Source organism: Halomonas sp. R57-5, assembly GCF_900070345.1.
GTDB classification, from domain to species: Bacteria; Pseudomonadota; Gammaproteobacteria; order Pseudomonadales; family Halomonadaceae; genus Vreelandella; species Vreelandella ventosae_B.
The window spans coordinates 1,762,879-1,785,847 of sequence record NZ_LN813019.1 but is presented as its reverse complement, the minus strand read 5'-3'; the positions used below and the strand labels follow the sequence as shown (position 1 = coordinate 1,785,847).

Genomic DNA, 22,969 nt, shown 5'->3' with positions numbered 1-22,969 from the left:
AATACTTAGTTTTTAGTCGATAGTGGCCACTTCGTGATCTAGGTCAGCCATCACTTTCATGCGACTGCTTATGGCGCCTGGGTGAATGCGGCATAGCGCCAGCTCGTAGCCTGCGAGTCAAAAGTGCCCGCTCGGCCTACTCCTCCGGTGGGAAAAGGGGGACATCGGTCAAAGTACGCGGCCGGTACTCACACGTTGTATCGGCCCAGCGCTTCCAAACACTCTCATCGACTGAAATATTCACCGCACACTGCCCTGGCATCACTTCCGCATATTGTCGGTAAAAACGGCCGTCAGAGGTGTTTCCAAGGCGTTTGTATCTGGCGTAGAACCCCCTCAGGAAATCAGAAAACGAGTCTTTGGGTGCTGTCTTCCAGGCATCCTCAGCAACTTCGTAGGGTGCCACTTTTAGGCCTGCCTTTTGCGCCTTGGCTAACATCCAGCTCAGCGATATATCGGCCAGTGTGTCGTCAGCACCATAGCCGCCGCCTACATTGGCGTGGGCGCCGATAAACCAGCACTGCTCTACGTCGCGATTGCCCGTTTTCTGCTTGCCATCCTTGCTTGTCCAGAGCGATACGTTGTAAGTCGCTCTGTGTTCGTCCAGCGCGACCGCTTGATAGGCATGATCGACAATGCTGGAAAGCTCGGTATCGTGCCAATCGTATTTGCTTTTGAACAGGTTGGTTCCGGGCACGCCCAGCGCGCCAACGGTATCCCACACACCAATGAAATGAATCCTGGGCTGGAGGCTGAAGCTCTCCTTGAACCCTGTGCACACCTCAGAATCGGGGTGCAAATCGCGGTTTCGATAAATACTTTCGGCCTTATCGAGCAACCCTGGCGTGACGACATGCACTAGCCCGCATTTACGAATCATCCCCACCAGGCTTCTGGCGGTGTAGGCACCACGGCTGAACCCGAATATCCAGATCTCATCGCCTTCACTGTAACGCCTTGCCAGCCAGTCATAGCCTTCCTGTAGGTTTGTGCTCAGCCCGTGACCGAAGGCTCCGCCGGTAAAGCGCTGAAACTTAGATGTCCCTACGCCGGGGTTGTAATAGAACCTCTGCCTGATACCGTCATCGTCATCATGGATCAACCGGGTAATACGATAAACATTGGTTTGGTCTTCAGGGTCGTTCCACGTCCCATCGAATAGCAGAATCAGTTTTTGTTTCGTCATGGTGCCCCCCCCCCCCACGATAATGCACGCTTTTGAACAGTGCTCATGACCGCTGTATATGAGAGGCAGACGATGCGCAATGCTCTCTTGGGCAATACGTACCTGCGACCTCAACATTATTTAATGAAGGTTAGTCGTAACTTCATGCCGTCACCTGTTTATAGTCAATTCGAAGCAGCGCCCCCGATGCAGGCGCTCTTTCTATCTCGCTTCTGGACAAACCAAGTCGTGCCGAGGTAACGAAGAGGTGTTGGCCCGTAGCATCAAAGGCACAGCTCGTAGGGCGTGGAACAGGGAGCGCAATCGTACTAGCGATATATCCCTCTGGAGATATCCGGGCGATAGCAGCGCCATCAAAAAGAACACTGAGCAGGAATCCTTCCCTATCTACCGTCAGCCCATCAGGCTTGCCTTTATTGGGGCTGATAAGGATGAGGGATCGTCGGTTTTTAACCTCACCGGATAAGGGGTCGTGATCATAGGCGTAGATGACACCTTGCCGGGAGTCTGTCACATAGAGCGTGCTCCTATCATGGCTCCAGTCAATTCCATTAATGAGCGTGAATCCCGAATCGACAGTGTGCCACGCGCTATCAGGATCAAGTCGGTAAAGATAGCCCGAGCCTTCTTTTAGCTCTTCATTCATCAAGCCCACCCACAGGCGGCCTGAAGGGTCGAGGCTAGCATCATTGAGCCGGCACCCTTCTTGGGCATGCGGCGCGGTCGCTATTCGCTGCCTATCACCTGACCTGCTGACTAGCTCAACATGACAACCGGTGCCAATGATCCACCGGCCAGCCGATGTCTCAGCGACAAAGCCTAACGGGCTGGGCATCGCATGTACTACATTATGGCCCGTTATTGGGTCGAATATATTGAGCGAAGCCCCCAGGGTATCTACCCATAGAAGCCGAGCAGTGGATCCGCTCCAAATAGGTGACTCTCCCAGCACTGCTTGACTTGAGAATGCCACTGTCACCTCGTTCATGAGCGAGGCTCCACGCTAGGAATAGCGATCAGCGGCCAGTTCGCAGCCATCTCATCCGCTGTTGAGACACGTACTGCACGCAGATCACGCGGATAGTCCACTCCCTCGGATTCCATTGCCTTGGTGGCATGAAACTGCCCGTTCGCGGCACGCAGTATCCAACCACTTTCGGCGCATTGCGAAGATGCAAGATACGCCACGCCTGGCGCGACATCGGTAGGACGCAGTTCATCTGGTTCACCCTCTATTCCCCACATGCGTGTCTTGGCAACGGGCGAAACCGCATTGACGATAATCCCATCCTTTTTGCCTTCAGCAGCAAGCACATTCATGATTCCCACCACCGCCATCTTGGCAGCCGCGTAGGAAGCGAGCCCGTTCTGAACATACTGTGGGTAGAGCGCTCGACAAGAAGTGATCATGACGATGCGGCCATAGCCCGCTGCTTTCATCGCAGGCCAAGCTGCCTGTGCGAGCCAAAGAGGTGCCTTCGCGGCGATGGCCATCATTTGGTCAAAGGCGCGTTCCTCTATAGCGTCAATGTTTTCATAGGCTACCCACCCTGCATTATGAATCAGAGCATCCAACCGTCCGTTGATTGTCAGAGCACTGCGTACTAGTGCATGGCAGCCTTCACGCGTTCCAATATCTGCTGATACTGCTCTTGCATCCAGACCTTCCAACCGAAGTTGCTCTGCTGCAAGCTCCGCAACCTGTGGATCCGCTCCATTACCATCAGAACCGGCACCGTTATCCTGGATCAGAACTGTTGCACCAAGTCGTGCAACGCATTGAGCATACGAAAAACCAAGCCCGCGACCTGATCCAGTGATAAGTACCACCTGCCCTTTAAAATTCACCATTTCACACTCCGTTCTTTCTGAGAACACTAGTGAAAGTATGAAACGGGCAATACAATACATAAAATACTAATAATATGGTGATTTGATATATTTTTAATATCATAAGAGCATTGAATTACTAATGGCATATTCGGAGTTACAGCATGACGTCAGACACCAAAGCTCATATCACCTTGCGTGCAATGGAGCAATTTGTGGCTGTGGCGGAAGAATTACACTTTCACCGTGCTGCAGCGCGATTGAATATGTCGCAGCCCCCTCTTACCAGCGCGATCCGCAAGCTGGAGGGCGATATCAATGTCACCCTGATTGAGCGTGGCAACCGTGTTCTTGGCTTAACCCCTGCGGGAAAGAGATTCCTTGATGAAGCATACGAAACGCTTCGACGAGCAGAACAAGCCATTACCGCAACACGAGATGTCGCGGCAGGCAGAGCAGGTTTAGTGCGCCTAGGCTATGTGGGAAGTTCGCTTTATGGGCGACTACCTGATGTCATTCGTGAATTTCGGACAAGCCATCCTGAGGTTCGTCTTGAGCTACGTGAGGCAACGACTGCTGCACAGATTGGCGCGTTGCGCGACGGAACACTGGACGTGGGTGTTTTGATCCCACCGCTTGTGAATGCTGAAGATATCGAGCAGACACGCTTCGATAGTGATCGATTATGCATGGCCATCCCGAAAGATCATCCTCTCTGTAGGCGGCCAACATTAACGCTTGCCGACCTCTCTGACGAACCTTTCATTCTATGGCCAATGGTGGAGGGGCGCGGCTTTCACCTGCAGGTTATCCGCCTTTGCGCTAATGCAGGCTTTGTACCCAGGGTGACGCAAGAGGCACACGGAATGCATGCCGTGCTGTCGTTGATAGCAGTCGGAGGCGGCGTATCTATTGTTCCCGAAAGCATGCGTGGCTTTCAGGGAGACCGAATCAGCTATCGTTCGTTACCGGGTTCTGAAGCTCAATTCGATCTTGTGTTGGGTTACCGTCATTTATCTCCCCCCGTTGAGGCCTTTATTCGTTCGACTGAATGACAGCACCTTAACCTGGCAAGGCATTAGCTGGTTGGAGCTAACGCCATCCAGGTAGTCAATGACGACACCGCATTGAATAAGCTGGTATGAAGGCCGCCAGGTACTGGTGACGCAAAATGACTGCGGCCTGAAGCTGATGAACGGCGACATTAGCATTACCCTCGCGGTGCCGAACCTGCGCACGCCGGGTAAATCATTACTGCGCGTCGCCTTCCCCACCAGCGACCCGGAAAAACCCATCGACTGGGTGCTGCCTTCCCGCCTGCACGCGGTAGAAACCGTCTTCGCGATGACGGTACACAAGTCCCAGGGCTCGGAATTCCTGCACACCGCCTCGCTGCTACCACCCACGCCTAACCCCATTCTCACCCGCGAGCTGGTCTACACTGGCATCACCCGCGCCCGCGAATGGCTCAGGCTGATCGAAGCCAAACGCGGGATATTGAATGATGCGGTGACGAGGGAGGTTATGAGAGTGAGTGGGTTGAGAAGGTTGTAATMAAATCCGACATTACCAGTGCTCGTAGTGACGGTTTTCGGCCAACAGCCAATTTGAGTTCACATATGTTGGTTTCGACCTCACGCGTTTACAATAAAGTGTCAGGACGCGCTCTGGCGAGTAACGGTAGCGAATGAGGTTCCGATCAGCAGGTTGGAAACGCTGTTAGTAAGTGCGAACAGTAGGTGTTTTGGCTAGGCTACGACAGCGGATTTTGCGATAGCCAAAGACTTATTTGATGCACTGAAAAAGCTTGATGACGGGTTCTGGGGATTCGTAGCGGTGTCAGAATGTAGCAGCCTCGGCCACCTTCTCCAGGGAGCCATCTGGCCTGGCGACGTAATGATCGTTGTCGCGCAGGTTTACGAACTCACCGTTCATCTGAGCCTGAGACTCCTCGTAGTAGCGTTCAGCGATCTTGGCTGCGCTCTCGGGGTTGCCCATGCGAAGCTTTTTGATTCGTTCTGCAGTAGTTAACTTTTCCATTTCACACCTCCAACTGGGTGGTGGCTTTGGGCTCTGATAACATAGCCCTGACTATTATGATATCAGATATAAACTCTTTTTGCAGTTCAATCAATGGTCGGCAAAGATTCAAGTAGGCATCAATTGCAGCTTTTCCATCCTTCGAGTCCTCACTTTTTGACGAGACAACCAGAACACCTAGATGTTCAGTATCGCCTTCAATGTTGAGGCTCAGCTTATAGCCGACGACACTGCCGACCGAACCACTCTTGCCAAAAAACTCAAGCACCTCATCCATGACCTCGGAACTGATATTCCACTCCTTCTGGAGGCTGTCCTTCGTAATCTGCTGGCTGACGTTGTTGTAGTCCACTTGCCCTAGATGGAATGCCAGCGGGGCGACAGGGAGAAACCGCGTCTTAGTGGAGGCTGTGTCACTTTCCCGTTCCTCGGGGAAAGGGAGATACATCTCCGTGACGTTCTCATCAGCTTTTGGTTTGGCTTCTGTACGGCCTACCTGAACTGTCATCTCGGGATCGACATGAAGAACACCCGCTAACCCATACAGGGGATCGTCCTTGTTCTCCACGAACTGGATCTTGTCCCGCACGGCCTGCTTCAGCGTATCATCCGCATTGAGGTCGGCCATTCCCCTGTATTCCAGCCAGTGGGCATAACAGGTGGTAGAGCGGGGTTTATGCTCGTACTGAACGTATAGTCGGGCCAAACCATGAAGGCACATCAAGACACCGGTTTTCAGATCCTTCAACCTTTGCTCAAGCCCTTCGGCATCTTCGGGTATGTAGGAGCCCAGATTGCGCTTCAAGTCCAGCGTTTTGCTGTACGAGAGAATAAAGGTCTCCATCGCATGCGGTGGCGGCATGGTGGCTAGGAGTTTGGTCAGATCGTCCTGATTGCGACTGACCGACTTGATCAGATCGTTCAAAGTACCCTGCTTTTCAGAACCGATCACATGTTGGAAGTAGTTGATACCCCCAACCAATAGCAGTGTTATCATCAGCACCGATAGATAAAGGCCAACCGGTACTTCGGGAGGCAGGCGCCACCAGAACGTGATAACCACGCCGAGAAACAACGTAAGGCCAAGCTCCACTATCTTCAAAGGAGGGCTTGTGTAGTCAAACAGAAATTCGCCATCAACAAACCATTGCAGCATGGGCTTTCCTTCGGCCTTTCTGTAAAGCCATTTCTCAAGTCGCTTAAGTGGGGTCATAGATCAAATTCCATGTTCGTTGACGTATCAGGACAATGAGATAAAAGTACTTTACAAAGCGGTTTCAAATCTTTATCACCTGGATTCATAGAATAACCGCAGCACTTTGGGCAACCCGGTAGAAACAGGAGCGACGTCAAGCCATCTTCAGTAGTAGCCGAGTTTAGAGTCAGAAGTAACTTTATCGTGTTTTACCACCAGTTGCTCGGCATAGGCTGAAGGCGTCAGCCCTCCAAGACGCTTTTTCGGTCTTTCTTTGTTGTACTCCCGCCGCCATGCTTCGATGACAACCTTGGCGTGATGAAGGCTGGTGAACCAATGCTCATCCAGACATTCATCTCGAAAGCGCCCATTGAACGATTCGATGACGAGGGAGGTTATGCGGGTGAGTGGGATGGGAAGATTTGTAATGCCCCCCTGGTTTTTGCACACCCTACGCAGCTATTGCAGGGTGTGCTCGGGGCGCCACATAGCCTAGTGACTGATGTGGCCGTTCTTCGTTGTAGTACCGCATCCAGCGCCCGAGAACCGCTCTAGCTTGGCCCAACGACTCAAATCGATGCTACCAGATGCACTCCTCCTTCAATGATCGGAAGAAGCGCTCGACAAGCCCGTTCTGCTCCGGTGTATATGGCGTCGTGAACTCCTGGGTGAGCCCATAGGCCTTCACTGTCGCCGTGTAATGCCGACTGCTGAATACGAGGCCATTAACCGACCTCAGTGCCAGAGGTTGATGAAAACGACCCAGCGCGCCGAATCGATACACCAGAGCCTCTTCCAGCGCGGCCTCGGCGGTCTTGCTGCTGCCATTGTCCGATAGTCGCCAACCGAGAATTTCTCGCGTGCAGCAATCGATGATCATCGCCAAGCTGGCCCGTCGGTCCTCGCCGCACCAAACGTGCGTCAGGTCGGTGGCCCAGCGCTCATCCAGTCGTGTGGTCACTGAGGGCAGACTCCGGGCACGCGGCCGGAAGCCCTACGGTCGCTTGCGTACCTGCCAGTTCTTCAACTGCAGGATGCGCTGGATCGGTTTGCGGTTCTCACCCAGCACACACGCCAGACGACGATAACCATAGGTGGGGAATCGCTCCAGAGCCAGCTTTACCCGAGCGGCGAGATCGGTATTGATCACCCGGCGACGCGGTTTGAGACGATAGTACAGCGTCCGCCGGGGGAGCCCCAGCCACTGACATAGCTTGACGAGTGATACCACGTGGCCCTCCTGGGCCAGTTCCGCCTGCAACGACCTTATGAGTTCTCGTCCTCGTCGAGCAGGCGTTTGAACTTTTTTAATGCATAGATCTGCAGGTTAGCCTCGCCCAGCGCCTCCTTGGTTTCCCGCAGATCGGACTCGTACTGCTCGCGGATAGCCTTGGGCCGGACTCGGAACCCGGTCTCCATGTTGCGTTGGTCCTCTTCGATCCGTAAGCGAGCCATTAACCCCATCTAGGCAAGCTAATCAGTGCTGATCACACTGACGATCTCTTTGGTTTGGAGATCCTCATGCACTGTGAACTCAACCCGACCCAGGCCTTTTGGTTAGGGCATCTTTACGTTGCCTCAATGCGGAACATGCCGTTAAGTGATTACGCCGACTCACAGGCGTTAACCCTCACCGACCTGCTGACGTGGGAAAGGCGGTTAAGCGTGCAAGGGTTACCGGTGCCACCACGTTGCCGCCCCGCGCGATTTTTGTCGGTGGAGGKGGTGACATGATCCGCCCCGGTACCGATCTGACGGTGTACCTGTGCCGCGAGCCTGTGGATATGCGAAAACAAATCGATGGGTTGGCCCTGCTGGTTCAGGAGGCCATGGACTTGAATCCGTTTGAGCAGGCGCTCTTTGTGTTCGGTAACCGCCAACGCGATAAGGTGAAGCTGCTGTTTTGGGAGCGTAACGGTTTTGTGGTGTGGTACAAGCGGCTGGAACGCGAACGCTTTAAGTGGCCAACACACCTGGAAGGCGACACGGTGACGCTGACGGGCCAGGAACTTAACTGGCTGCTGGATGGTGTGAATCTGAAGGCGATGCAACCCCACAAAGCGTTGTATTTTCAGCAGGTTGGTTAGCTTTTTTTGCTCTTGTTTTAGCGGCGTTTTTGGTAAACTAGGCGGTATGAAAAACGCCGATTCCTCCTCGCCAACGATCACCCAGCTTGAGCGCAAGCTGGCCGCTGCTGACGCTGAAAATGCGCGGCTAGTGGCGTTGATGGAGAAAAAGGAAGCCCAGTGGGAAGCCACCAAGCAATCGCTGTTTGAACAGTTCCGGTTGGCCCTGGAGCGCCAGTTCGGCCCTTCCACTGAGAAGTATCAGGTGGATCAGAAAGACTTGCTGATCAACGAAGCCGAAGTGGCGGTTGACGAGGAAGACGGCGCCACCGAGGCGACAGATAACGATGTCGTGGATGACACCACGGTCGAGCCCGCCACGCCGACGACACGCCGAACCCGGGGTGGCCGGGTGGCGTTGCCGCCCGAACTTCCACGGGTTGAGGTGGTGCATGAACTCCCCGAAGAAGCTCGCCACTGTCAGGACGATGGCACCGCGCTAACGGTCATGGGTGAAGCGGTTAGCGAGGAACTTCACGTGGTGCCCGCACGGGTCGAGGTCATCCGTCATGTCCGGCGCAAGTATGCGTGCCGAACCTGCGAAGAGGGCGTTAAGATCGCCGCGGCACCCGCTAAGCTACTCCCCAAAAGCAATGCCAGCGCCACGCTGTTGGCGTATGTGGCGACCGCCAAGTACCAGGATGCCTTGCCGCTATATCGACAAAGCCAACTCTTCGCCCGCCATGGTGCCGAGAGCCCCCGCAATACCCTGGCCCGCTGGATGGTGCAGGCCGGTGAACGCATCACCCCATTGATCGAGACGTTACGTCATCACCTGCTCAGCGCACCGCTGATCCACATGGACGAGACAACGCTCCAGGTGAATCAAGAAGCGGATCGTCAAGCGAGTGCCACGTCTTACATGTGGGTGCAGCGCGGTGGGCCGCCGGGCCAACAAGTCGTTCTTTTCGACTACGCCGCCAGCCGCGCCGGACGGGTGCCCGTTGATCTGTTGGGCGACTATGCGGGTCGCTTAATCACCGATGGCTATGAAGGCTACGCCGAGGTTGTGCGCCGCAATGGGATCACCCATGCGGGCTGCTGGGCGCATGCCCGGCGTAAGTTCGTCGAGGCCCAGAAGGTGCAGCCCAAAGGCAAGACCGGCAAGGCGGACTGGGCGCTGAACCAGATCCGTAAGCTGTATGGCGTGGAAAAACAGGCCAAGGCGCTTGAGCCCGACGCGCGTCACGCACTGCGTGACCAGAAGAGCCGCCCATTAATCGATCAACTTCGCACCTAGCTCGACAAGTCACTGGCCCAGGTGCTGCCCAAAAGCGCACTGGGGAAAGCGCTGCACTACTTGGATCATCAGTGGCCCCGCCTGACCCGGTTCCTGGACGATGGCCTGATCCCGCTGGACAATAACCCAGCAGAGAACGCCATCCGCCCGTTCGTCGTTGGCCGCAAAAACTGGTTATTCAGCCACACCCCCAGCGGTGCACAGGCCAGCGCGGCGATCTACAGCCTGATCGAAACCGCCAAAGCCAATGGCCTCTCACCCTACGAGTACTTGCAGCACGTCTTCGAGACACTGCCCACCCTCAACAACGATGACGAACTGAACACGCTGTTGCCCTGGCAGTGGAAAGAGACATTACCGGTCTAAGCAAAGCCTGCATAGATGGGGTTTATGGCGCGCTTACGTTGATGAGACGTTGCAGCCAGTGGTCGCGTCAGTCGAGCGAGAAATTGCCGTCCTACTTCAGGCTCAGTGTGACGAGAGCTGAAGCCATCGCGCTGCTGTGAGGTATGAACGATGCATCAACATTTGCGGGTTCGGAATGAGGCAACCCGCCTGGCCAGGCATGTGAGTCTTCATATATGCCGAGTCAGGGGGCTGAATCGTCTCTATACCCACTACTCGATTTTGCAGCAGCTTACGAGCGCCAATGCCTGGTTGCTCGGTGTTGCCGTAGATGACTCGAAATCGATTCAAGATATTTATGCCGAGCTGCCGAGACTGACTTTTCCCGTTGCGTTTGCCGCGATTGGGGATGGTGTGATCAGAGCACTTTGGGATCGCCTCGTGTACGCGATTGCCCTGGAGGTTGGCGAGCCAGTGCCCACCACCATGGATCAAGCCGATATGGACACACGACACGCCCTGCTGCCGGTAGTGAGCCAGCCAGAATGGCTGAGCATGTGACAGCCCCCCCCCTACTTTGGCTTTAGGCGTCGACTTATGGGCGAGTGCGTGCTCGAAGCATTACCTGCTGGCACGCTAGAAGACGGGGACAAGCTCCCCGATCGTTTGCATCACTCCATCCCGGCTCGTTAATGCTCCAGCCTGCCGGGATGAAGCTTCATTTCACCCCTTTACTGACAAGAGGAACCCAACTTGGCCAATTACCTTCATCACGTTACCTCGCCGCAAGCGGCGCATCACATACTGTCTAGTGGTGTATTCGAGCCGTTCTCGCATGACGTGCTGTGTGCCGATGCCTGTTTGAATATGCTGTTGCTCGATGCTGACGGCGAGCGATTGCCTCAAGCTGGGCAACAGCAGATTTTTGGAGGCTATGGCGTTGTCCTGGGGCTTAAATGGGAAGGGCCAGTCGAGACCCTGGGTTCGTGGAGCGATAGCCCTTCAGCTAACGTCCTCTATCACCAGCCGTGGAATCAACTTAGCGCCGCCTCTGTTCTTGAGCCTGATGCGTATTACCGTAGCTTGGTGAGGACTGGCACAAACCAGCATCTATCGATCACAGAGATCAGGGTCGATCCCGATGTGATGGCTGAGGAGTGGGTGAAAGGCTCCCTTCCCAAGGGATTGATGGGCGCATGGCGTTTCATACCAGCGGTAGTGCGCCAGCTGTTTCGTGCGCGTGGCGCCAGCCAGGCTGCCCAGGCGTTATCGCGGTTGGTTGGTAGCCATGGCCGACTCCTGATCGTATCGGGGCCAGCCTAGGCACTGTAGCGAATTCTTTTCAGCCCCCTTCCCTGGCCAGGGGAAGGCGTGTCATCCCTCCCGTGCTTGGTACGACTGCCCAAACCGCAGCAATCAATCCTAGCATTGTAAGTAAGGCGCAGGTGTCGATGCCGGCAGAGTTCATAGAGTTATCAACTTTGAATTTTTGTTACGAATTTGAAGAGGTTTTCTGATCTTTATCAAGCAATCCTCATGTGGTCATCTATGGCAAAAAATGTTGTTCGAATGTGTTGAGCAATGCTTTATCGTTCAAACCCTTGACCAAGGTACGTAGCGCATCGCCCTCTACTACTAAGAGTTCGAATTTTTTTGCATTGGCGAGCCGCGTCCTTTCCACCCTCTCCTGAGCCTGTGTGGACAACGCCCCGCTAGTCCAAAGTTCAAAACGAGGAAGCGGATCTGACCACCCAAGTCTTTGAAGATGATGACGCACACGAGTAATCCGTGTAGTCAACCACACCCCTACAGCATCATCGTCAACGAAGGTGTCGGGTGCGACCCCTTTGCATTCGATCATTTGGGCTGTGATACCTTCGTTTAGATGATAAACGTCCACCTCTGCATCGCCGTCTGCACCCTTGCATATCTTATTCAACTTAACTTGTCCCGCTGCTGTTTTGCGTACCACCTCGGCCACTAATAACTCGAAGAAAGCGCCCCGCATGTTGCCGACAGCACCTTCAAGTTTACCGAACGTAGAGAAAAGTTGATCAAACTTAACAGGTTCGACGACACCCTTGGCAGCTTTCTTGAGCGTTTGAATAAGTTCACGAAAGCCAATGGCAATGTCTTCTCCGAATAGAGATTTTGGGGTGGCTGGCATAATGCCAGCCGATCGCAAGGCTCTGAATGCATCCTCATCGTAGCTATGTGCCACCATAATAAACATGGTCCGCCCGATATTTTTGAGCGCATTTAGTGACCGTACTTTATGCAAGAAAGGTTCGACATGTGTAAGCTGCGCGTGGTCGATCAATAATATATCGCATACTACGTAGCCTGGCTTAATCCCTTCATCCTTCTGTCGAGTTATTACGGATGTTAGGTAGCTTGGAGCAGTCAAATCCCAGTTAAAGGTGCCAACACGAGGCATCTCCGACTCACGTGTCCGAACAGAGTTGTAACTCACCATAGCCAATCTTCGCAGCCATTCTCGAACACTATCCAATAAGATGCTCTCTGCGATGAGACGAGATCGGGTAGCAGCCGCTAGTTTATCCAATTGGTTCTGATAACGTTCATACGTCTCCTTGGTCATCACGCATAGCCCCAGCCCAGGCAAGGTTTCCTCGACTAAAACGTTCGCGGAGATCATACGATCCAACAATGTTTTTGCGGAGATTTGCTTTCTCTGAGCAACAGGCGCACCACATGCGCCTTTAAAATGTTCCAGTGGCACGGCGCCACGTGCCTGAACGGCCCCTAAGGCGCGTGCATAGGGTCCGTTTGCTTTGAATATAGCTTCATAAAGATTTTCCCAATACCGTGGAGACGCGAAGTCGTCTTCGTGATAAAGAAATTTTGCCCTTCTGCCGAAAGGAAGATGTGCTAGCCGCTTTATCCGCACGCCACCTCGGCTTACGCGCTGACGCGCCGCCTGTTGAGACAACCCCTTATGGGTTACTAAGTAGTCTGTCAGGTCCGTGCTCAAGCAAGGACCAAGAGTTTTCAGKGTATCGGCTAACATGTGTCAGATTCCAATGTCACAGAGCGCTATTTATAACATTCCACTACGTGGTGGAACCGTCTTTTTTGATGATGATGCAAACATGTTTAAAATCAATTTCTTAAATGCTATAAAAGTTATTGGTAATACGGTTCTGTCACAGTGGTGATGTGATCATAGTCTTAATAGGGCCACTTCCTCGACTACAACAGCCCTAGAACTAACCGTTGTAGTGTAAATAGCTGTGCCACATTCAGCGGCTTATCGGCGGCTTCAAATCCGTTTTTATCTGCCGTTGTTTCTTGCTCCTGGCGCCAGCCAGGCTGCCCAGGCGTAATTGCAGATGGTTGATAACCTTGCCGCCTGCTGGTTGTGGCGAGGCCAGTAGCGGATACCTTTCAGTCCCCTTCCCTGGCTAGGGGAAGGCGGGTCTCCCCGCCCTACCTCAATCCGAACCACCTCCCTCAGGCCCAAAGGCGCCAGCAGGCATTTTAAGTTCTGCCCTGCCGGTAGAAGGATCGGCAGTGTGTAGTCCTGGTGGCGGCTTACCTAATACCGTTTTGCGTGTGGTTGATCATTCATATCGGACAGTACGCTGGTTTAGCCATTGAAAACGCCTATCCACCTCAATATTAGGTTGAGCTTCGATGAGTCGGTCTAATATCTGGTGGGCGTTATATAGATCTCCGGTGCTACCCACACCAAACAATTTCCAAAGTAGAGCCAGCGTTTCGCTGGGAAAATTCTCGGGGATTTGCGTCTTAGAGATTGTATGTGTGACATGTTGATTTTCAGATATTTCAAGATAAGGCTGCAGCATATTAAGGGCTTCTGGGAAGGCTTCTCCTGAATTTACGGCCAAGTCTGCAAAATGGGGAGTTAGCTCCCTCTCACGCAGCATCCGCTCGCGAGGCCAGACTTTCGCGAGTAATGGCCCTATGTAGCTGCGCCATGCTGTGGATGGGTCTCCCTTGAACTGATAGGTGATCCATTGATTCAGGAATTTTGCGGCACCCACGCGCAACGCTGGTGGGCCACTGCGCAGAGCCTCAGCGACGTCCGTTAGCATGATGCCCCAGTCCGCAGACTCTGAATCTCCACTTACAATAGACAGCGCGGGCGAAATAATCCTGGCCGCAACAGTAGGGGCACTCCCTTGGCTATCGACCTCAGTAACTCCACGAAGGATATGCTTGCTGAACGCTCGATAAGCGGGCCGCGATAGGCGCCCATGCACTACCATGACCGATCGCAACGCCACGGCTTCGCTCGTATCTCCTCTAAGAGCCATTTCAAGCGGTTTGTTGATCTGCTCTTCATCAAGCGAGTCAACAAAAGCCGCGTTCTCAACAAGTATTGCACGCGCCATCACCCCCTGTCGGCCCTCGGCTGAAGCAGCTTGGGTGATCGCGTTAATAAGCTCCAGGTTGATTGGCTCGCCTGATTGCTTGTGTTCACTGATGTCACTTAAAGCCGCAATTGTCAGACGCCCCCCGGGTGAATTGATCGCTTCATCAATGAGATCATTACCCAACTCAAAGGGAGTCGAATCGTTATTCACTGCAATGTCGAATAGCCTCGGCCACCATTTGATAACTGTAGACTCAGGTCGCCGTTGAGCACTGCCATAAAGGTTTGCGAGGGGATTAATAACTAGCGCGAGGAATTCGTTGGTTGCTGGCTCTAAAGCTGAAAAAATGCTCGATACAAGTTGATTGCGGCTCTGATCGCTCTCCTCTTTAGCAGTAGACAAGGTTTCGATTAAACCGCTCCAAAGTAAGGCATTCGGCTCGTCGAGTTCTTCTTGCGTTAGCGTGTCGTACGCGCCATGGGGATCGGCTTGGCAATAGGCTCTCCAGCCCAGTTGCTGCTCTATGTCTTGGCTGTGCATAGCTTTGCGTGCGATTTCAATTCGATCTGTGTCTGAAGCGTCCATTATCGGCTGAGCGTCACCCTTGACCAATCGCACTCCAGATGAGTATGAATCAAAAAAATCTTGGTCATCGATTTCCCGAGCAAGATAATCGCGCCGCCTCTTAATTTCCTCTAACTCGGCCGCACCCGCATCGGAAAGTCTGCCAGCAACGGCTAGCATATTGAGCCGCAGCCACACGGCGGTATCGAGAGCATGAACTCGCCAGTCGGCTTGCCCTGCCTCTATTTCGTAGCGATCGAAGTAATTCTGACCTTCGGTCAGAATACGGTGTTCTATGAGGGCTAACGAATCCGCATCGGCATCCGCTGAGCGGTCTCGCAAGACGAGGGCAAGTTCGCGGCGCAACGTCCAGAAATCGGCGAGCGTAAGAGCCATTAGCCCTTCAATTGCTTCATTTGCAGTGAATAACTTGTTGTTACGCAACGCATGGAGCCAAAGTCGGGTGCCGAGCTGGCCTGGCATCGTTGGCCACACGTCAACAAGATTTCGGGTAGTAAGGCAATCCGCGTCAGCCGCTTCAGGGAGTTTGCTGGCGAGTAGTTGTACGAGGTAGATCAATCCGTCTCGATGAGCATTTTGTGGGTGTGGCTCGATAGAGGGTACGTTACTACTGCTTCTGTCAAAGTCTTCGCTGATGTCGCCGATGTCGAGCGAGAGCCTAGCTACGGACGCTAGTTGTGCGGTTGCAATAGACATAATGACCTGAGGCTGTGGAAACTCGATAAGAGCATTCATTAGCCTTTCCGCGCCGACTTCATCTCGCAATCGAAGATATGGCCAGGCTAGCTGATTAATCCTTTCTGGTGTCTCAGGATCGGGTTCAGTGTAAAAGCTGGTGAGTTTTGGTCTCAGCTCGAGAACAGGCCTAAGAAGCCTAACAGCCCGCTCCAAGTCGTCATTAAGCACTACTGCACTTTGGAGCACTTGTACGAGCATAAAGGACGGCATCGCTTCATCGGATTGGTTGTTCGGTCTAGGCTCGCTGATTGATAGCAAACGCCACGCACGTACCCAGAACTCAGGGAGCGCTTGAGGCTGCTGAAGGCGGCGAGAGATCTCATGTGCGAACGGCTTCCCCAGCTTCCTTAACCATTCTATCGCCAACTGAAATCGGTCAGCTGATTGGAAATCAAGAGCGACCCACGCAGCAAGAATCCGCGGCGCCTCTTCATCACTCCATAGCTTGCGATCAGCTAAAAAATCGAACCAATCTGCATCCTCAATCGTTTTAATGGCAACCCACCAAAGGTCGCGATGTCCGCGATACAGCCAAGCTATACGATCTAGCTCAAGGGGATCGGCTTCAGCAAAGGGTTTGCCGAGAATTTCGCGTGMCCATTGTTGACGTGTCACACTGGGGCGCTCGATCACATCTGCAAGCCTTTCAAGATCGCGCCATAGAACGCTGTGATTTTCAGCCTTAGTCTCAGGCTCAATATGATATTTATAGGCGATAGGTTCTACTGCCAAGGCCTCCCAGCGAGTATCGACTTTCTTGTCCTCGGTTACCGCTTCAAGGGCATAAACTTTATGCAAGTCTGGAAAACGTTGGCGGTCAGCTTCAAGCACATTCAGAAAATATCTTACTGGTGCATCACCAGCACGATACCCAGCCAAGACGACTGTCTTGCATCGGCACAGATCAAAGAGGAATCGTGACGCCCATCCAGCACGCATGTACGCCTCACCATAATCTGAGCTTGTCATAACTAATGGTGTCGCACTGAGCCCGAGCTCTTCATTCTCGATGCGGCCGTGAAGGTGGATAATCCCACCAAAATTTGCATTGCCTGGTGGCGGGAGATCTTGCCCAGCGAAACTAAGCGATATTATTTGCTCTGGGTCTTCTTGCTCCGATAGTGCCTGTTCAAGCAATGTATCGAAATTTGTGGTGATGATTAATGGTTGGTTATTGAGATTGCGTGACAACTTCAGGATGGTGTGGTGGTGGCTAAGATCATGATCAATTTGCGGACCAAGCAAGTCCATGATCGTTCTTTCCAACTCGGCTGGATCGACAATTCTACGACTGGCTGATCCCAGCACTTCCTCGTACCGTCCATCCTTATAAGATTGATTTTCTGAAGCGCTCATGTTTAAGCGAAGACGCGCAAAGCACTCATCAACCAACGCCTTAAAGGTGGGGAGTTGGGGGGCGCTGATGCCAGCACCACACAGGAACACAACGTCACCAGCGAACATGGCATTTACCAAGTGGCCTGGGAACGCTGGGCCTTCATTGGAAAACTTTAGGCTCTCCATCTGCATCTCCTCCCCCGCTAGTTTCGTAGCAGGCTATCATGCAGATAAGCATACCTATTATTTTTTTCCTAAGTGGTCAGTAACCACTTGTCTCTCTGGGACAAATTCAACGCCGCAATTTTGTTGGCAGATCGCCAGTAGTGCACCACTTCGGCCTTATTGCCTGGGGCACTGACCGTATAGAAAGCGCGTGTCTGGATCTTAATGATGCGCTTTATGGGTTCCACTTCTAGCAAGAGGGTCACCCGGCCTTTCAAAGATCGTTGATGTTTCGCATGCGTAACAATTTGGTTAGCCAGGATACATACACTGAGAGCTATGGCTGGCTGCACAGAAGTGGAGGCCTTTGTACGGTGTCTTAATTTCCGATCGTTATTGGGTGGCGGGCAGAATGCTCCCTMACCAAGCAATGACACGCAACCGCTCTCGATCTGTCAGACGGCCTAGCTGCCCTCGCAATTCATCGGCAGCCATTCCAAGAGCGCCCTCCCGGGTCTGGGCAAATTTGCCCCACTTCGGCAACGGCCTGTATCCGCTCTCGCTGCCGTTTGAAGAGTTGATCGATACTGCCCACATCCACCGGCCCTCATGGGGCTCAAGCTGGATTCGTGCCAGCGCCAGCTCCATTTCCTTAGTCCCTCCGAGAGCTATCATCCGCTGAGTACGCATGATTGCCATGTCGTTCGCGTTCAAATCGGCGTTGAACAACATATCCAGTTGAATTTCAGCAAGCATGTCTCCCCCTTGCTAGCAAMCGAACAGAGTGCTGGKGCCTGCCAGGAATGAAATAGCAGTCACCACCATGCCAATAATCGTCATTACAAGATTGCAACGCTTGGCTTTTGGCAATTCGCGAAACCCCTTGTCCCAGCCGCTATCGTTAACGGTTTGATAAGCGGGAAGGAGGATAGACAACATAGTCGCGCCAGAAAGCAAAGAGGCCTTGGGGTTTATAGTGAAGACAAAAAACACCACTAAAATGGCAAATAAAGTGATGTAGAACAAAAAGTGAGTCATGAGAGGCATTACCGTTTCCGCAAATGTTTTTTTGCTGTCAGGCATGTTTTTGGTGTGCTTCTTGGTGGTCATCTATTCGGTTCCTTTTTTTCTTTGGTCAGTTGATGCGGGCGTTCCCAGGGATAGGGCGTCGATCGGCATGGTTTTCAGCAGGCTATTCCCCCCTAGGTCTTTCCCAAAGTTACAGCGGACCTGGATGCCTGCAGGAGTGCTCCAGTGGCGGACTACTGTGGCTTTATTGCCAGGCGCGCTGTCCGCATAGAAATAGCGTGTTTGAACCTGTAGGCCACGCTTCAGGGTTTCCGGCAGGACTGCAGGCGAATTAAGCGGTGGGTATATGCTATGGCTGTTCATGGTTGATACCTGACCATTGGTTAGCGTTTAGAGGCGCTTTACGATGTCGTTACGAGTCTCGGAGGTCGCCATAATGCGGCCCGTTTTATGCCACCGCTCAGCTGTACCGCATTCCGAATAGTGCCCCACACAGTTCAAGTCATGCCGTGCTGAAGTGCGTTCAATAGTAACCCGCTCCCCGCCGCGAGTGAGATAGTCACCAGGCCCTTCAATGATTGTTGGTAGCGAGAAGAGTGGAATGAAGTAAATGGACATTTTGGCTCCCAATAAGGCGTCGTTGACTAAGCAACCTCATAATAGTGTGCAAAGAACACTTTTTTAATAATCGATTGGGCTGCGGTAGATTGCTCGGGGCATACTCTACCCTTGCCTACATGGGCTATGGTTTGCGCTGTTTGACGATTGGTTAGTATTGAATTGGTGTGCATTGCACATTAAACTGTCAACAGTACCTATGAAAACGGAGGCCTCATGGCGTCAACCGTGCAGCTCGAGACAATCAAGGAGCATCCAGAGATCCAGCGGCTGATTCGTGACAATGAGTTCATTGCCCAACTGGAGCCCTGGTCTGTCGTGGAGATACACCAAGCGGTCGATGTGCTGGTGGGTATCGACCTCGACTTGCGTGACTCCTCGCTGTTTGGCGATCTGCTTGCGCACTTCAACCAGGACAGCTGCCCTGCTCTACCTGATACGTTCGACCGAGAGAGTGCCAGGGATCGCGCTAGACGCTGTTGGGGCTTAGAGGCCTAGTAAGCGTCATCCAAGAACTAGCGCTGCTGGCATTAGCCTGTGGCGATATATAGAGAGACATTCATGAGCACTTCCGAGACACCAACGAATGAAGCCCTCCGTCAGCTTATGGAGAGGCATGGCTTGAACCAGACCCATGTGGCCACCCTGACTGGGTACAGCGTGGAGACGGTGAAGGGTTGGTTCGCCTCGCCTGGCTCGACCCGCTACCGTGCTGTGCGCAAACCCGTATTGGAGTCGGTGCGCCGCGCCATTGAGCTAGGTGAGCACTACAAGCTGGATGGGGTAAAGATTCCTAAGGCGAAGAGCTAAGGCTGACAGACATGGAGTTGAATGAGATGCCCTCGGAGACATCTATGACTACAGGCAACAGGGCAATTCAGATCGACCTTGAGTACACGGCCGATCGCAAGTGCGTGATGCGCCTGGTGGCAGTCGTGAACCAAGATGGTCGACTGCAGACAGAAGAGATATATGGCTATTCAAAGGAACGTAGCGACCTTGGCGAGTTATTGACTCTCTACCCTCTCCTGCTCACAGACGTGAACAAGGGCTGCCGTTGCTACCAGGCAGAGTGGAGTCACGGCGATTCCACTGAGACTTTTATCGACTTCCTTGACCGGCCCTTAGCAGAGGGGCAGGAAATTGAACGTGTCGACACCTCCGAAGGTGTGCCGGAGCGCTCGGTTTATGCCATCACTTCGATTACGCCCTGGGTGGGGTAGGCTGATAATCGGGAGGAAGCAGCACGCGATTTTTTAGAATGGGGAGTATCCAGCAGTATGATGAAAAGTATTTTGATTGACGCCTGTGTCGCAAGGCTTGAAGGCTTTAGAAAGTACACGGAGGAGCTGGATGCCAAGTTCCAAAGTGACAAACGAGCGATTGTCGAATCTTATGACTTGTCGCCAGATAACTACGGTCAGGATGAGGACGAATACAACGATATAATCGAGTTTATATCCGACGATATACACGAGATAGAAAATACTTTCATTGACACATTTAGGAAGTCGACCCTCGTATCTCTTTACTCATTCCTTGAAAGGCAGATGCACCAACTGTGTAAGCGAGTTGATAAGAAGAACAGCTTGCCGATCGCGGTGACTGACCTGAGAGGTGAAGGGGTTGTTCGGTCTAAAATGTACCTAGAAAAAATGGTCAGCGTAGACTTCAGTTCTGGCGGCATGAACGCTCTTTGGAGCGCTATTAGTGATTTGAATAAACTGAGAAACCAGATTGTTCACGAAGAGGGATATGTGAAAAGCACTACCCCCCCTTCGACTATAGAGAACATTGTAAACAATACTCCTGACCTCGGTTATGGTTGGAACAACCAGATCAAGGTCGAGATGAATTATATAGACTCAACTATCAAGACTATTGAGCGGTTTTTGTCTAATCTTTACAATCAAGCTCTTTAAGCCATGACCTGAACTATTACCCGCTAAACATGCCAGCATTGCTGAGCCCTTGAGTATCAAGCCAAGCCCTTAGGGCCTGGGCTCAGCCTGCAGTCGATCCGCTGGATACTGCCGCATGAACGCCTTGCTCTCTGCCGCTGGCGCTGTCAGCCAGTCCTTGAGCGCCCCGTTCGGCAAGACAACCACCATCCTCTTCTCGCTCCCCTGACGGTGGTAGTTTCGCATCAGGGGATGAACGTCGGCGTTTACCGTGAGCATCGAGTAACTATGCACAGTCTCACCGTCTGGGTTGGTCCATTTCTCCCATAGACCGGCAATACTCATGAGGCCACCATCTGCCCGAGTAATTCGAGTCGGGACCGCCTTCCCAGAGCGCCAATCGGGCTCGTAGATCGACGTCGCGGGGATAATGCAGTGCTGCCCCTGGCGCCACGCAGAACGGAATGACGGCTTGCTATCGGCCGTTTCCGATCGCGCATTGTAGGKTCTCCGCGCCAGCTTGGTGTCCTTTGCCCAAAACGGCAGTAGGCCAAACATCCCAGTCAGTGCCTCCACAGAGGGAGCGGCCTCGTCATCGGGATCGCTTGCCTGGGGCGCTCGGAGAAATGGGCCGATGTACCCTGGCCAGAGTTCGCTTTGCATCCCCTGATCTGGCGCAACGCCAAAGGCATGCATCAGCTGATCGGCATCAGGCGCCTCGTATCGACTACACATATCCCCTCCCCCTGGTGGGCCGCATTGAGCTGTTAATGTAAGAAATAACTGCCAATCGAGGGATTGTCGAATAACACACCGCGAGCTGCCGATCGCTGGTAGCTCGACAAGGACTGATTGCCGGTGTGCGCTTAAATGCATTGCAAAAAGTGTGCATTGCACACTACAATGGAGGCATAACCTAAGCGGCAGGTTGGTAGGTCGCCACGTTGCCACCGAACATATCGAGACCAGGGTAAGCCAATGACTGAATACTCAAGCATGACCGGATCAGATAAGCGCCAACACCTCATCGAGCTGGTGGTGAGCGATTTCATCGCCCAAGACTCTGACCCGCGGGAAACCACTGCCGAGGATATGCTCACTGGGATGTCAGAAGGTCTGCACTGGGATGCCCTGGATGCTGATACCCACATCGATGACGAGCTGGCTGATGCCGGTCAGCTCATTAGGCAAGTGTTCACCGAGTATTGCCTGGTCAAGGATGCGCTCGAGGGCAAAGCAATCGCTGACGGTGCTCTAATCAAGGTCTATACGGACGCCGAGGCCAAAGCTGAATCTCAATTCCTTTCTGCCTGAGCACCCCACTTCCAGCTCCGTAGCCGGCCTTTGAGCCGGCTATTCGCGTAAGCGCCAGCTGGCGGCAGGCTTGAGGGTCAGCGTAAGCTCATCCAGCTCGGCTGCCCGCAGCTGGATCATGTTGAAATTGTCCAATTCCGCAACGAATTCTGCGATCGCAGCCAGCGGCCGTGGCAGCTGCCCAAGTGCAGKGATCGCGGGGTCGTCTTCAAGCACTTGGTAGTATCGAGCCGTAGTCAGCAACTGCTCGGCGCGGTGAAGTGCGACGACAGGCCGGTATCCGAATTCAACGAGGCAGCGCTCGATGTCTTGGATGGCGATCCAGGTCTGTCGTTGAAGGTTCTCCCGGGTATAAACCGCCCCCAGGAAGGCCGCTAGTTTCCACTCCCGGGCAGGCACCCCGAACATCCAGTCGTACTCGGTGCGTGTCTCGATCGCGGCAGGGATGGGCTCCAGGTCCATCCTGTAGATGTCTCTTTGGACATGGCGCCGTGCCAGTGGTAGGCAGAGCCGTGATGACGCTGGCGCCGTGGCCAGGTGGCTTTCGATACGCTGGCAGGCCGCTGATAGTTCCCTGGCAAGCTGGCGCATGCTTTCCAAGTCGAGTTGCTGGCGCTCGTCAGCCCAGGATTCCTGTCGCCGTTTCCGTTCGGCCTCGGCCCTTGCCTTGGCTTCCCGCTGGCGAGTTGCCTCGGCCTCTCGTTGTCGGGCATCAGCCTCTTTTCGAGCCTTTTCTCGCGCCAGCCGCTGCTCCACCTCCCATTGGCGCTTCTGCTCGGCTTGCTTCTCAGCTTGTGCCTGAAAGTAGGCCTCCCTCTGGGCATAGCGTTCGCGCTGGCGCTGTTCCTCGCGCTCCCGGGCAGCCTTTGCCTGAGCGATTCGGTTGTTGGCCCGCTCGATCTGCTGCTGGAGCCTGGGGCGCAGTTTCTCCTGCTCTGCGTGGATCTTGGGATTCACG

At 53.4% G+C, this 22,969-nt stretch carries 22 protein-coding genes and 4 pseudogenes; 11 read left to right on the top strand and 15 right to left on the bottom strand.

The genetic code is table 11. From position 1 onward, the window contains the following. Positions 1 to 136: 136 nt before the first annotated feature. From HALO_RS08175 to HALO_RS08165, 3 genes are all read right to left on the bottom strand, one after another. Entirely contained in the window at positions 137 to 1,186 is a 1,050-nt protein-coding gene (locus tag HALO_RS08175; protein ID WP_050714143.1) for a DUF2235 domain-containing protein, read from the bottom strand. A 142-nt stretch (positions 1,187 to 1,328) separates the two neighbouring features. Further along, on the bottom strand, positions 1,329 to 2,174 hold the full coding sequence (locus HALO_RS08170; protein WP_035584270.1) for an SMP-30/gluconolactonase/LRE family protein: 846 nt from the start codon (positions 2,172 to 2,174) through the stop codon (positions 1,329 to 1,331). Further along, positions 2,171 to 3,037: an SDR family NAD(P)-dependent oxidoreductase gene (locus HALO_RS08165; RefSeq protein ID WP_035584273.1), complete on the bottom strand. Its 867-nt coding sequence runs from the start codon at positions 3,035 to 3,037 to the stop codon at positions 2,171 to 2,173. Before HALO_RS08165 ends, HALO_RS08170 begins: the two co-directional genes overlap by 4 nt. Before the next feature lie 143 nt (positions 3,038 to 3,180). On the opposite strand from HALO_RS08165, the gene HALO_RS08160 reads away from it, so the two are divergent. Both HALO_RS08160 and HALO_RS08155 read left to right on the top strand, forming a co-directional pair. Further along, the gene (locus tag HALO_RS08160) at positions 3,181 to 4,071 is read left to right on the top strand and encodes a LysR family transcriptional regulator (protein WP_035584276.1); all 891 of its coding nucleotides are present in this window, start codon (positions 3,181 to 3,183) and stop codon (positions 4,069 to 4,071) included. An 82-nt stretch (positions 4,072 to 4,153) separates the two neighbouring features. Further along, a pseudogene (locus HALO_RS08155) lies at positions 4,154 to 4,570 on the top strand (ATP-binding domain-containing protein); the annotation flags it as partial. 285 nt (positions 4,571 to 4,855) lie between these two features. Here HALO_RS08155 and HALO_RS08150 read toward each other — a convergent pair. The 6 genes and pseudogenes from HALO_RS08150 to HALO_RS08130 form a co-directional block, all read right to left on the bottom strand. Further along, positions 4,856 to 5,056 (bottom strand): hypothetical protein, encoded by a 201-nt coding sequence (locus HALO_RS08150; RefSeq protein ID WP_035584282.1) that lies wholly within the window; start codon positions 5,054 to 5,056, stop codon positions 4,856 to 4,858. A gap of 1 nt (position 5,057) precedes the next feature. After that, positions 5,058 to 6,269, bottom strand: coding sequence for a hypothetical protein (locus HALO_RS08145; RefSeq protein WP_035584285.1), 1,212 nt, complete (start codon positions 6,267 to 6,269; stop codon positions 5,058 to 5,060). 147 nt (positions 6,270 to 6,416) lie between these two features. Next, positions 6,417 to 6,635, bottom strand: a pseudogene (locus HALO_RS08140) (integrase core domain-containing protein); the annotation flags it as partial. Between the two features lie 67 nt (positions 6,636 to 6,702). After that, positions 6,703 to 7,212 (bottom strand): annotated as a pseudogene (locus tag HALO_RS23325) (IS3 family transposase). A gap of 33 nt (positions 7,213 to 7,245) precedes the next feature. Further along, positions 7,246 to 7,482, bottom strand: coding sequence for a hypothetical protein (locus tag HALO_RS23320; protein ID WP_197671987.1), 237 nt, complete (start codon positions 7,480 to 7,482; stop codon positions 7,246 to 7,248). Between the two features lie 35 nt (positions 7,483 to 7,517). Then, a complete protein-coding gene (locus tag HALO_RS08130) occupies positions 7,518 to 7,670 on the bottom strand; it encodes a hypothetical protein (RefSeq protein ID WP_157693164.1) in 153 nt (50 codons plus the stop codon). Positions 7,671 to 7,981: 311 nt separating this feature from the next. Here HALO_RS08130 and tnpB point away from each other — a divergent pair, with 311 nt between their 5' ends. The 4 genes and pseudogenes from tnpB (at position 7,982) to HALO_RS08105 (ending at position 11,285) form a co-directional block, all read left to right on the top strand. Continuing rightward, positions 7,982 to 8,338: an IS66 family insertion sequence element accessory protein TnpB gene (gene tnpB, locus HALO_RS08120; RefSeq protein ID WP_035584294.1), complete on the top strand. Its 357-nt coding sequence runs from the start codon at positions 7,982 to 7,984 to the stop codon at positions 8,336 to 8,338. Between the two features lie 46 nt (positions 8,339 to 8,384). Continuing rightward, positions 8,385 to 9,983, top strand: a pseudogene (gene tnpC / locus HALO_RS08115) (IS66 family transposase). 150 nt (positions 9,984 to 10,133) lie between these two features. Continuing rightward, on the top strand, positions 10,134 to 10,523 hold the full coding sequence (locus HALO_RS08110) for a hypothetical protein (RefSeq protein WP_152561160.1): 390 nt from the start codon (positions 10,134 to 10,136) through the stop codon (positions 10,521 to 10,523). A 192-nt stretch (positions 10,524 to 10,715) separates the two neighbouring features. After that, on the top strand, positions 10,716 to 11,285 hold the full coding sequence (locus HALO_RS08105; protein WP_035584299.1) for a hypothetical protein: 570 nt from the start codon (positions 10,716 to 10,718) through the stop codon (positions 11,283 to 11,285). Between the two features lie 223 nt (positions 11,286 to 11,508). Here the strand turns inward: HALO_RS08105 and HALO_RS08100 are convergent, their stop codons facing one another. The 4 genes from HALO_RS08100 to HALO_RS08080 all read right to left on the bottom strand — a co-directional run bounded on the left by HALO_RS08100 (position 11,509) and on the right by HALO_RS08080 (position 18,259). Then, positions 11,509 to 12,993 carry a hypothetical protein gene (locus HALO_RS08100; RefSeq protein WP_035584302.1) on the bottom strand — a complete coding sequence of 495 codons (1,485 nt, stop codon included), beginning with the start codon at positions 12,991 to 12,993 and terminating at the stop codon, positions 11,509 to 11,511. Between the two features lie 553 nt (positions 12,994 to 13,546). Continuing rightward, positions 13,547 to 17,170: an SIR2 family protein gene (locus HALO_RS08095; RefSeq protein WP_050713297.1), complete on the bottom strand. Its 3,624-nt coding sequence runs from the start codon at positions 17,168 to 17,170 to the stop codon at positions 13,547 to 13,549. Between the two features lie 372 nt (positions 17,171 to 17,542). Then, positions 17,543 to 17,905, bottom strand: a complete 363-nt coding sequence (locus HALO_RS08085; protein WP_050713296.1) for a hypothetical protein — start codon at positions 17,903 to 17,905, stop codon at positions 17,543 to 17,545. Positions 17,906 to 17,917: 12 nt separating this feature from the next. Further along, on the bottom strand, positions 17,918 to 18,259 hold the full coding sequence (locus HALO_RS08080) for a hypothetical protein (protein ID WP_050713295.1): 342 nt from the start codon (positions 18,257 to 18,259) through the stop codon (positions 17,918 to 17,920). A gap of 753 nt (positions 18,260 to 19,012) precedes the next feature. On the opposite strand from HALO_RS08080, the gene HALO_RS08070 reads away from it, so the two are divergent. The 4 genes from HALO_RS08070 to HALO_RS08055 all read left to right on the top strand — a co-directional run bounded on the left by HALO_RS08070 (position 19,013) and on the right by HALO_RS08055 (position 20,718). Next, entirely contained in the window at positions 19,013 to 19,294 is a 282-nt protein-coding gene (locus HALO_RS08070) for a hypothetical protein (protein ID WP_035584318.1), read from the top strand. Between the two features lie 63 nt (positions 19,295 to 19,357). After that, positions 19,358 to 19,606 carry a helix-turn-helix domain-containing protein gene (locus tag HALO_RS08065; RefSeq protein ID WP_035584320.1) on the top strand — a complete coding sequence of 83 codons (249 nt, stop codon included), beginning with the start codon at positions 19,358 to 19,360 and terminating at the stop codon, positions 19,604 to 19,606. 44 nt (positions 19,607 to 19,650) lie between these two features. Further along, entirely contained in the window at positions 19,651 to 20,019 is a 369-nt protein-coding gene (locus HALO_RS08060; protein ID WP_152561161.1) for a hypothetical protein, read from the top strand. Positions 20,020 to 20,076: 57 nt separating this feature from the next. After that, positions 20,077 to 20,718, top strand: a complete 642-nt coding sequence (locus HALO_RS08055; RefSeq protein WP_035584326.1) for a hypothetical protein — start codon at positions 20,077 to 20,079, stop codon at positions 20,716 to 20,718. A 69-nt stretch (positions 20,719 to 20,787) separates the two neighbouring features. Here HALO_RS08055 and HALO_RS08050 read toward each other — a convergent pair whose 3' ends face one another. Continuing rightward, positions 20,788 to 21,432, bottom strand: a complete 645-nt coding sequence (locus HALO_RS08050; protein ID WP_050713293.1) for an SOS response-associated peptidase — start codon at positions 21,430 to 21,432, stop codon at positions 20,788 to 20,790. Between the two features lie 261 nt (positions 21,433 to 21,693). Between HALO_RS08050 and HALO_RS08045 the strand changes: the two genes are divergently transcribed. Then, positions 21,694 to 22,011, top strand: a complete 318-nt coding sequence (locus tag HALO_RS08045) for a hypothetical protein (RefSeq protein ID WP_035584330.1) — start codon at positions 21,694 to 21,696, stop codon at positions 22,009 to 22,011. 39 nt (positions 22,012 to 22,050) lie between these two features. On the opposite strand, the gene HALO_RS08040 is transcribed toward HALO_RS08045, so the two are convergent. Beyond that, positions 22,051 to 22,968 carry a hypothetical protein gene (locus tag HALO_RS08040; RefSeq protein WP_050713292.1) on the bottom strand — a complete coding sequence of 306 codons (918 nt, stop codon included), beginning with the start codon at positions 22,966 to 22,968 and terminating at the stop codon, positions 22,051 to 22,053. Position 22,969: the final 1 nt, after the last annotated feature.